Consider the following 9,818-nt stretch of genomic DNA (forward strand, 5'->3'; position numbering starts at 1 on the left):
CCTTCTCTTTCCGCTTTATACTGTAAATACTTATCCAACATTCCCCACCCTGCATTCGCTATTGATTTTGCAAGTTTATGATTTTTCATCATACTTTTCACTTGCAAATCCTCAATGCATATGATGTCATTGTTTTTGACTATGTTATAGCTTATCTTGTGCAGATAGTCCCTTCTCTGATTTGCTACTTTTTCATGGAGTTTTGCTAATCTCTTCTTTTGCTTTTCTTTATTTTTGCTTCCTTTCTTTTTTCTTGACAGCTGCCTTTGCAGGCTCTTTAGTCTCTTTTCTGCTTTCTGCAGCCATCTCGGGTTTAAGTACAATTCTCCATCTGATGTCGCAGCTATTGAGTTTATCCCTTTATCTATTCCTACTGCTTTTTCTCCTGTGGATGCTTTCTCTTTCTCTTCTTCTATTTCAACTGACAGATTTATATACCACTTTCCTGCATGGTATTTTATGTTTATTGTTTTTACCTTTTCCGGATCAAAGTCTCTGTGTGCTTTTATTTTTATATGCCCTATATTTTTTATATACACATATCCTTCTTTGCCAAAGTTTCTTTTTGCTTCACACTGAGGAAGTGTTATCGATGTGTAGTGATATTTGTCTTTGAATTTGGGATAATTTGCTCGTCCTTCAAAGAAGTTTTTACATGCTCTGTCTAATCTTCTCAATACATCCTGCAATATCTGTGATTGTACTTTTTTGTATTCCGGATGTTCTTTTTTATATTTTAGAAGCATGTTTTGCTGATCTTCGTATGTCAGTCCTTTGCCGTGTTCTTTGTAATGTTTTATCCTTTGTTCCAGTGAATAGTTGTATAATTTGCGGCACAAATACAGTGTATAAAACAGTTTTTCTTCCTGCTCTTTTGTTGGCTCTATGAGAAAATGCTGACATATCATCATCTTTTCTCACCTTGGCTTTCTATGATAAAATCCTCTGCACTTATTATGACATATTATTCTATGGCAGACAATAGAAATTCATCTCCCACCTGTAGAGGAGAGGAAACCTCTTTCGAGCATCTTTTTAAACCCCTAATTTCATCCGCTGCAATGTCAAAATTATAATAATCGTTATAGATAAGGTAAAAACACCCATTTTGTCCTTGAAGCCCTAATGCATATTTCCCCCATTTTATCGCTTCGTTTCTCCATTTTTTATCTCCAGTTAATTCATAAAGTAGTAAAAGTGCTTCAATACACCGTCCAAAGGACAACCAACCCAATTTATCCCATATCTCATTATTTATTCAAAATCTTACTGTATAATCGTGTATTCTGGCTTCTATTAATCGGTTTAATGGGCACCAAAATGACACCAAAAAAGGGCTCCGGCACTAACTGAAGTGCTCGGAACCCTTTTAAATAATTGAGCGGATGACGGGATTCGAACCCGCGATCCTCGGCTTGGGAAGCCGATGCTCTACCACTGAGCCACATCCGCATATTTTCAAGGCTTCCAGCCACCCACTTTGCCAGTGGTATCGGATTGACCTCTACTCACTGTATAACATATTCGACATAACTTTGAGAACTCCTTCTTGTGAGTGGGAGAAAAATTTTATTCCTTCTCGAGGAAGGATTTATAATTTCCGTACCATTCTACAGGCAAGCCTTCCTCTCTGCACAGGTCATAATACTCTCTTATCAGTGCTTTTACACTTCTGTTTTTGTCTGTCATGTCCTTTTGAATGCGCTCTATCTCACTTATCACATAATCATTGACCACATATTCGTCGTTTTTAACCCTGTATTTGTGTTGGCGTAAAAGCCTTAAAAAAGAACTCTTTATTTCGCTTTCAGGCTTACACACTGGACACTGCTCACCGTGATAAAACACCCTGTGGTTTCTGCAAAATCTAAATGGCTTTTTCACACGGTACATGAAGGCAAGCACAAGCTCAACCGCTGAAGCCTCTAAAGCATTCTCCACAGTAACAAACCAGCCGTAAGCACCCCCCCTTATTGAATCTGTATAATATGGCAGAACCACTGCTTTATTCCAGAGACTCCACAGGTGGTTATCCTGAAGGACGTTAAAGTAGTGTTTGAGTGCGTCATCGCTGAATTTCTCCTGCTTAAAAACTCCTGCGTTTTCCTCCAGCACATTTTCCCATCTCCTACCTGCTGCCAGATACCCTGCCAGAGTAATAAGCGGAAGAATCTGCTCCTCTGCCTTTACACCTGTCCTTTCCACGAAGGAAGAGGGCAGAGGGTTGTCCTCGTTCTCAAAAATGTGTGACAGGTATTCATTCAAAAGCCCTACCGCATAATGCCCTAACTCTCTGTGCTTCCATTTTTCGTGCATAAGCTCGAGTTCCTCCATGCCTCTCGCTGTCATGCGAAAGAAAAGTTTCATCTCTTTGTAACACCTCCCTAAATTTGTAACGTGCGTTATATGGAAGTTTTTCGATATGCGTCAAACCCTTGCAGTAACTGACTTTTAAGACTATTGTAACACATTTGCTGCATTTGTCAAGTAGTGCTGTCGAGTATAAAATAAAGTTGAAAATAAAATTTTGAAGGAGGCGTTATAAATGGAAAAACTTTACACACTAAAAGAGGCTGAAGAAATTACGGGAATTAAAGCCCGTACGTGGAGGTATTACGTTCACACAAAGCGACTTCAAGCTGTTCGTGGCCCTCGTGGAAAAATCTTAATCCCTGCTTCAGAGTTGGAAAAATTTGTGCAATCATTGCCAAAGGTGAGGTGATATCAAATGGTTACAGAAATAGTTAAAGTTCTAATCCAGTACATGCCCTACTGCAAAGGAAATCGTCACCAAACGTGTTTCGCTCTCGCTGGCTGGTTACGGAAGAAAGGTTACACGAAGGAAGAGGTGGAAGAAACAGTAAAAGCTTTAGCGCTTCACTTTAACGATGAAGATGTCGCTGATAGGCTTCTTGCGGTTGAGAGTACATTTTCTCAAGATTTGGAAAATGTCTCAGGGTGGTCCTCTCTTGTGGAAATTATTGGCAAGGAAGCGGCGCACGACATTGAAACTCGAATACCAACAATCTACACTTACACAAACGTGGATGGCACACCGCTCTTTCGTATCCTCCGCTACGACAGGCCCGAAGGGAAAACCTTCCAAACAGAGCATTTCGATGGTAAAACCTGGCAGAAAGGCTTGAACGGTACGGCAAAAGTGCTCTATAACTTACCACGGCTTAAAGAAGCAATCACTGGCGGTGAAACGATTTTTGTCGTAGAAGGCGAGAAATGTGTGCATGCCTTAGAAAAACTGGGATTAACTGCAACAACCAATCCGTTTGGGGCTGGCTCCTGGATAGATGAATATGCAGAACAGTTAAAAGATGCTAAAAATGTAATAATCCTCCCAGATAATGACGAAGCGGGGCACAAACATGCACAAAAGGTCGAAGAATCGCTAAAAAAGTATGGAATAAATGCCCGTATTGTTGGTATTCCAAATCTCGGTGAAGGTGAGGACGTCGCAGACCTTATTGCACGGGAGGAGATTGACAGGGAGTGGCTTCTGAAGTCAATCAACACACCGGTACAACCATTGATACTCCCAGTTATCCCCCTTGTTGAAGCATTGGAGAAAGAACTCACAAAAAATAACGGCAATTGGAGAATTGAGAAACTCCTGCCTGAAAGTGGGCTCACATTGCTTGCTGCAAGACCAAAACTCGGAAAGACAGAAGTCCTACTAAAAATCGGTGCAAGTATTTTGATGGGAGAAAATTGTTTTGGGCGTAGAACCCAGCAGGGGCGGATTCTTTGGATTACGTCAGAAGATTCAAGCAAGCGCATTTACGAGGGTTTGACTTTGTATCAGGCGCCACACGAAGTAATTGCCCGGAATGTATTCACGCTCGACCAGTCTCAAGTCAGCTCTCTACTTGATGCGGACAAAATTATTGAAACAGCAAAGCAACTTAAAGTCCAGACAGTCATCATCGAACCTCTAGCAGCACTTAAAGAAATCGGAAACCTCGGGATGAAAAACCGACTCAACTATGAAACTTTATACAGTGCGATGCTACCGATTTTACGAAAGGCTAAAAATGCTGGCGTTCTCATCGTTGGCGTTTGGCATTCAGTCAAAGGGAAGGCTTATCTGAAAGACGTAGCCGATGCTGTCGACGCCCCGCTGGGGTCAACAGCTTACACTGCAATAGCAGACTCTATAGTCGCAATCGGACTACCCCCTAACGCAACAGGTTGGACTGAAAGACGAGTTATGGCTGTCGGTCGTGACGTTACCCTTGACATCACATTGAGATGGGATGGAACTCACTATGTTGAAGCGTTCACAGCACCCAACGAAATAATGCTTATAACTCCTGAGCGTAAAGCTGTACTCAACGCTATTTTAGAGCTCCATGAAAAAGCAACGCCAACGAATATTGCACAATATCTCAATAAGTCGTCAACCGCGGTTCGGGTCGCACTCAGCAGGCTTCACGCCGACGCTTTGGTAGCCCGTTCAGAAAAAGGTTATGTACTCACAGAGCTAGGTTACACTGCCTTGGGTTACAGAGAAACATCAGAAACAACTGTAACATCGCCCTCAAAACCAGGCGTGGAGCGGTTTTGAGGGTTGTAACGCTCGCTGTAACACCGTGTAACACCTAAAATTTTCCAAAAACCCGCCAGCCCAGCATTTTCAAGGATTCCACGAGGGAGAGGTGGGTTGTGAGAGGCAAAAAACGTTACAAGTATTACAGATGTTTCTGGCGTTACAGATGTTTCACGTGTTACACCTGTTTCTAATGTTTCTGGCATAACACACATAACCAATGTTTCTCATTCTCCCTCGTGTAATAAAAATTAACCCCCCGAAGGAGGTGAACCAAATGGCACATGCTAAAGTGCGTGATGGCAAAATAATTTGCGATTACTGTGACAGCCCTGCGGTATGTATTCACGTGTTTCAGGTGGATGAAGAGACCAACCGATGGATGGTACTGGCAACCTGCAGTGAGCACGGCATAAGCGGGCTTAACTTCTTCATCCACGAAATCGCTGAGGAGCCGTTCTGGTGGTTGATATGGATGTCAAACAAATCGGATAATGCTGTGCTGGAGATTTTAAGGTGGTTGGGCGGTCAAGGTGCCAGAGCACTTGCTGAAGCAGTTCAAAACCAAAGAAGGAGGTCATGATTATGCTTATTTTCCTCTTCGTGATTTCGCTTTGCGTTTTATTTCCAAAACCTGTGGTGTTGGTCTTTAAACTTCTGCACAAAAAGGTGGTGGAGTAAACATGAAATGGCTTGATACACCCAACGGGTTGGTCAACATCATGGCAATTAAGAAAATCCTGCAGGAGGACAATAAATTGGTAGCCGTGCTGATGGATGGGGAAAGGGTACTACTCGGTGAATACACATGCAACGACGACGCACTTGATGCGCTCACCTTTATCAGGATACAGCTGGGCAATGACATCATCGACTGCCCACCCGATTCTGAAGCCTGCGCACTCAATCTTATACTTTTGAAAAGCCTGCGTTCAGGTTAACCACTTTCTCCTGCGCCATGCCTCGAGTTTTTGCTGCAGCTGGCTGCGGGTGCGCCTGCGCCCGTGGCCCCCGCCCGTATGCGCCTTACCGCTGTACAGGATTATTGAGGCGCTGCGGAACTTGGGCAGGCAGCCCTCAAGCCCTTCAAGGGGCGTGCCCTCGTAAGGTGATTTTCATACCTCCCTGTGGGGATTATACCATACTTCAGTACCATCGCGCAGTGTGGTATAATAAGACCAAAGGAGTGATACGCATTATGCCAACGGTTGAGCAGTGTACAGTGTTAAAGGCATGGCAGATACCCAACAGGGGTATGACGAAAATCGGAGGGCTGGGCATTAACGCAACGCCTGAAGCGGTCTCAATTGTCTCAAAACGCTTTGGGCAGAGAATTGAGCGCATTAAACTGCCGTATGGCGGTAATGCAAAGGGCGGATTTACGCTGTGGCTCAAATGCCCAACCTGCGGCAGGAAGACGCATACGCTTTACCTCCCTCCTCGTGGAAGTGCTTTTGCATGTCGCAGGTGTTTAGGGCTTACCTACAGCGCATGGAAGCGCAACGGCTACGTGAGGTTCCCAAAAGATGCTGGCTTATGGCTTACGCAGTTCGTGAAGAAAGCAAAGGGGGTTTTGAAAAATGCTTAATCCACTCGAATGGCTACTTGATGGGCACGATATAATCATGGCGATGGTTCAGAAAGCAAAAGAAGGCGACGTAGAAGCGGCAAGGTTGGTGCTTGAATTTATGGGCTGGCTAAAACCTGTGGAGAGAAGGGAGGTTGATGACTATGCCCAGGACAAGGAAGAGCTTAATTGAAACCAGTGCGGATTTAACCCCGGAGGTTTTGGAGGATAAGCGCCAAACAATAATCGCAAAGGCTGTGGATATGGCGGAAGAGGTTTTGGAAGCCCTCTTCGAGGAGGCAAGAGGCGGTAATGTAGCGGCAGCAAAGCTTTTACTGCAGGTAGCGGGGCTTATCCACAGCGGTGGGTCAATGGTAGCCACGCAGGTCAACGTTCCGCAGATTACAATCTCCCCGGAGGAGCTTGAGGAACTCGAGAGGGATTTATACGGGAAGGGTTACCTCACAGATGATTAATCGGATGCGGATGGTACGGGCCAGTTTGACCGCCAGGTACCATCTTTAGCCCTTGTAAGCGTAAAGGTAGCGGGAAGCGTTGCCGTGTGTCCTGTCTTGAAACTGCGAATGGTTATAGTAGCCAATACCCTCACTTCATCTTCTGAGACACGGTTAAGTTCTGTTATTCGCATGTTTTCGAGAATATCACCGCTGGCGGCCATTTTTAAAACAACGTTGTGTAAATTACGGAAAGATTCCACATAAGTATCTCTAGAATACTGTTGTTGGATGTCTGGCTCCAAATAAGGATAGATGTCTTCATAGACCCCATGCAGGAAAGACTTAGCAATTATTTCCGCTGTAGCTTCTGGTGTCTTTGAAAGTTTGAATTCCCAAAGTGTGTTGTCTGATTTTGTTGGTACCAGAAACTCTGCACTTTCGTAATCTTGGGCTGTTATACGTAATGTAGCGTCTTTTGGAATATTAGTCATAGTAAACTTACCCTCTTCATCAGTAGTTGCTTTATCAAGAATGGTGCTATCTTGCAAACAAGTTATTGTAGCATTTGAAATAGGGGCATTTGTAAGTTTATCGAGAACCACTCCTTCTACGGTAACGTCCGAGGTTTCTTCTGGATTGGCTAATGCACCAATATTAACCATTGCTATCAGCATTCCTGTTATAAGTGCCAGTATGAGAGCTAAGGGTTTGTGAATGAAAGCTTTTTCGTAGACTATTTCGGTGTTATCTCCAGCTTGATAGATTAGCTGCCGAGTATACCCTTTCATCTCATCGTGTGCTTTAAAAGCATAGTAAACCGGTAAAGCAGCTCCTACTCCTGGAAGAGGTAATGCCCACAAATAAATAGATGGTACTCCACAAGCTGCTGTAAGCAGTCTTATCGTAGACCAATAGTCGAAAAGCAAAAGTACAGCTTGGGATATTAGCCAGTACAATAATATGTATGGGTCAACAATCAGCAAAATAATACTCCACAATGTGTACGCAATGATAATGACGGGCAAAAACCAGTTAGGTGCCTTCTCTTGATATGCGTTTTTTGCTATTTTACCAGCTTCAACACCCCAATCAATTATTACACCAAGGTTTACTAGCGGAATAAGCAAAAGAAGCGCGTTCCATTTTGATTTACCCAACGCTTTTTTAAGCAGCGTGCCATAAGCCCAGAGAGAAAGAAGAATAACAAAAACTAAGAGTATTATTAACACTCCAATGAAGGTTTCCATTTACTCCCTCACCTCTCAGAGAGAAAATGTATCTTAAAAATTCTACACAAGAGGTTGATATTCCTTCTGTATGGTAACAAATTTTTGTGTTGTACCTACCTGGGGATTCCCTTGTTACATGAGGCCATTTATATCATGTATATGCACGGAGGTGCCTCGCACGCACATGTGTCCAGCCCGGCAAAAAGACGGGATGCCCATTCCGCTGTGGGCAAAGTAAAAGAGCGCCTTAAGCGCCCTTAGCCCTTAGATGTGAATTGTCATATCCACGTCTTTTTTGCCCTGCAGAATCTCTTTCGAAATCCTCAAGGCTTCCTGGTGTATCTTTTTGTCTTTTGGGTTTGTATCCTGGGCTATTTGCCACTGCAGGGCGTTTATCATTTGCTTAATTTTCTCCTCGTGAGCAATGCCTCCTTTTTACCACATGAGGTGCAATGCGCCCTTGGGGACGCTTAAAATTGACTTTAGAGCGGCTTTAAAAGTGCAGGACATAGATTTATACCTCCACCCTGTGAAAAATCGCTTATAAGGCGTTTTAAAAGGCCTTCGTAAAGCGCTTAAAATCTTCTCGGCGCTCGTTTGCCCATGCTTTGAAGCTTTTGCACCGGAGAAGCCTTCTCGTGGGCTTCTTTTATATCGTCCTGCGAAAGCCTGATGTAGCGCCTTGTCATTGTTAAATCGGTATGCCCAAGCAGGCGCTGAAGGCTGAAAGGGTCACCGCCAGCTTTTAAGAACTCAATAGCAAAGGAATGCCTCAACCCATAGGGTGTTACTTTTACGCCTGCTTTTTCACAGTAGCATTTTACTATGCGAGACCACCTTTGAGCACTCATCTCTTTGCCGTTTTCACTCGCAAAGAGTGGTATGTCACCATTCCACCACTGTGGCCTTATTTTGAGAAACCTCATCAAAGCCTGTGCTGTAAAAGGCGATAATACTAAAGTCCTACCTATGCGGGTTTTGGCCACATTTGAGCGTATGTAAATCTCTCTTGCATCAAGGTTTAAGTCAGAAGGTTTAAGCTGTAGCAGTTCGCTGGGTCTTGCGCCTGTATCAACCTGCACAAGCATAAGGCAGTAATCCCTTAAACCTGCATAGGTTTTCTTATCAGGCTGGTCTAAAAGCTTTTTTAATGCCTCCAACGGTACATGCCTCACATTTGATATGTCCTCTTTAGCCTTCTTTATCCCCTCTGTGGGATTAGCGGGCAGGTAGCCTTCTCTTACGCACCAGTTAAAAAAGGCTCTGAGGTACTGCAGCTTAATATTCCTGTAACGTGGAGAAGATGGCTGACTCAAATACTGGAGAAGTACCCGGCGAATGGTGTCATACGTGGCAGGGGTGTTTGTAGACGTGAACCTTATAAACATACCCACATGCCAGCGGTAATCTTCTAAAGTGCGAGGAGCTAATCCGTCAGCCTGCCTCACGAGGAGAAATTCCTCCAAAAGCTGGGATATGTCTATAGGATGTGAGTTTTTAAAATTTTTAACCGGCAACTGTTTAGGCATAATAAAAGACCCTCCTCAATGCTATCGGATTTTTGAGGTAGGGTCAATCCGTCAAAACGTTGATTTTAAAGGCTGGAGCGGATGACGGGATTCGAACCCGCGATCCTCGGCTTGGGAAGCCGATGCTCTACCACTGAGCCACATCCGCATAGACCTTGAGAGGATAGAGGATGTAAGGTCAAGGCCTCGACCTATTAGTACTTACCAGCTTAAAGCATTTCTGCTCTTACACCTTAAGCCTATCTACCTCGTCTTCTTCGAGGGGTCTTACTACCTTTACGGTATGGGAAATCTTATCTTGAGGCGTGCTTCACGCTTAGATGCTTTCAGCGTTTATCACTCCCGGACTTGGCTTCCCAGCCGTGCAGTTGGCACTGCAACTGGTTCACCATCGGTCCGTCCTTTCCGGTCCTCTCGTACTAGGAAAGGCTCCTCTCAAATTTCCTGCGCCCGCGACGGATAGGGACCGAACTG

General features: G+C 44.2%; 12 protein-coding genes, 2 tRNA genes and 1 rRNA gene. 7 read left to right on the plus strand and 8 right to left on the minus strand.

Annotation, left to right across the window (positions count from 1 at the left end):
* The 3 genes from BUB87_RS13125 to BUB87_RS13140 all read right to left on the minus strand — a co-directional run.
* A partial coding sequence (locus BUB87_RS13125; RefSeq protein ID WP_073346391.1) for an RNA-guided endonuclease InsQ/TnpB family protein occupies window positions 1-911 on the minus strand: 911 nt, incomplete at its 3' end.
* 469 nt (window positions 912-1,380) lie between these two features.
* Window positions 1,381-1,452 (minus strand) — tRNA-Gly (locus BUB87_RS13135).
* Between the two features lie 117 nt (window positions 1,453-1,569).
* On the minus strand, window positions 1,570-2,367 hold the full coding sequence (locus BUB87_RS13140; RefSeq protein WP_073346396.1) for a hypothetical protein: 798 nt from the start codon (window positions 2,365-2,367) through the stop codon (window positions 1,570-1,572).
* A 178-nt stretch (window positions 2,368-2,545) separates the two neighbouring features.
* Here BUB87_RS13140 and BUB87_RS13145 point away from each other — a divergent pair, with 178 nt between their 5' ends.
* From BUB87_RS13145 to BUB87_RS13175, 7 genes are all read left to right on the plus strand, one after another.
* Window positions 2,546-2,722 carry a helix-turn-helix domain-containing protein gene (locus BUB87_RS13145; RefSeq protein ID WP_084111333.1) on the plus strand — a complete coding sequence of 59 codons (177 nt, stop codon included), beginning with the start codon at window positions 2,546-2,548 and terminating at the stop codon, window positions 2,720-2,722.
* Window positions 2,723-2,728: 6 nt separating this feature from the next.
* Window positions 2,729-4,579 carry an AAA family ATPase gene (locus tag BUB87_RS13150; RefSeq protein WP_073346398.1) on the plus strand — a complete coding sequence of 617 codons (1,851 nt, stop codon included), beginning with the start codon at window positions 2,729-2,731 and terminating at the stop codon, window positions 4,577-4,579.
* Between the two features lie 259 nt (window positions 4,580-4,838).
* Window positions 4,839-5,144, plus strand: a complete 306-nt coding sequence (locus tag BUB87_RS13155; RefSeq protein WP_073346401.1) for a hypothetical protein — start codon at window positions 4,839-4,841, stop codon at window positions 5,142-5,144.
* 100 nt (window positions 5,145-5,244) lie between these two features.
* Complete coding sequence (locus BUB87_RS13160) at window positions 5,245-5,502, plus strand: hypothetical protein (protein WP_073346403.1); 258 nt, start codon at window positions 5,245-5,247, stop codon at window positions 5,500-5,502.
* Window positions 5,503-5,669: 167 nt separating this feature from the next.
* Window positions 5,670-6,149, plus strand: coding sequence for a hypothetical protein (locus BUB87_RS13165; protein WP_159432426.1), 480 nt, complete (start codon window positions 5,670-5,672; stop codon window positions 6,147-6,149).
* Window positions 6,142-6,321: a hypothetical protein gene (locus BUB87_RS13170; protein ID WP_073346407.1), complete on the plus strand. Its 180-nt coding sequence runs from the start codon at window positions 6,142-6,144 to the stop codon at window positions 6,319-6,321. Before BUB87_RS13165 ends, BUB87_RS13170 begins: the two co-directional genes overlap by 8 nt.
* Window positions 6,293-6,604: a hypothetical protein gene (locus tag BUB87_RS13175; protein ID WP_073346410.1), complete on the plus strand. Its 312-nt coding sequence runs from the start codon at window positions 6,293-6,295 to the stop codon at window positions 6,602-6,604. The genes BUB87_RS13170 and BUB87_RS13175 overlap by 29 nt, the downstream gene beginning before the upstream one ends.
* Here BUB87_RS13175 and BUB87_RS13180 read toward each other — a convergent pair.
* The 5 genes from BUB87_RS13180 to BUB87_RS13195 form a co-directional block, all read right to left on the minus strand.
* The gene (locus tag BUB87_RS13180) at window positions 6,601-7,833 is read right to left on the minus strand and encodes a carboxypeptidase regulatory-like domain-containing protein (RefSeq protein ID WP_073346412.1); all 1,233 of its coding nucleotides are present in this window, start codon (window positions 7,831-7,833) and stop codon (window positions 6,601-6,603) included. The genes BUB87_RS13175 and BUB87_RS13180 overlap by 4 nt on opposite strands.
* Window positions 7,834-8,079: 246 nt before the next feature.
* Window positions 8,080-8,214 carry a hypothetical protein gene (locus tag BUB87_RS14920; RefSeq protein WP_268761655.1) on the minus strand — a complete coding sequence of 45 codons (135 nt, stop codon included), beginning with the start codon at window positions 8,212-8,214 and terminating at the stop codon, window positions 8,080-8,082.
* Window positions 8,215-8,390: 176 nt separating this feature from the next.
* On the minus strand, window positions 8,391-9,344 hold the full coding sequence (locus BUB87_RS13185; protein WP_073346414.1) for a tyrosine-type recombinase/integrase: 954 nt from the start codon (window positions 9,342-9,344) through the stop codon (window positions 8,391-8,393).
* 73 nt (window positions 9,345-9,417) lie between these two features.
* Window positions 9,418-9,492 (minus strand) — tRNA-Gly (locus tag BUB87_RS13190).
* A gap of 26 nt (window positions 9,493-9,518) precedes the next feature.
* Window positions 9,519-9,818 (minus strand): 23S ribosomal RNA (locus BUB87_RS13195); the annotation flags it as partial.

This window comes from Caldanaerobius fijiensis DSM 17918, assembly GCF_900129075.1.
Lineage (GTDB): Bacteria > Bacillota > Thermoanaerobacteria > Thermoanaerobacterales > Caldanaerobiaceae > Caldanaerobius > Caldanaerobius fijiensis.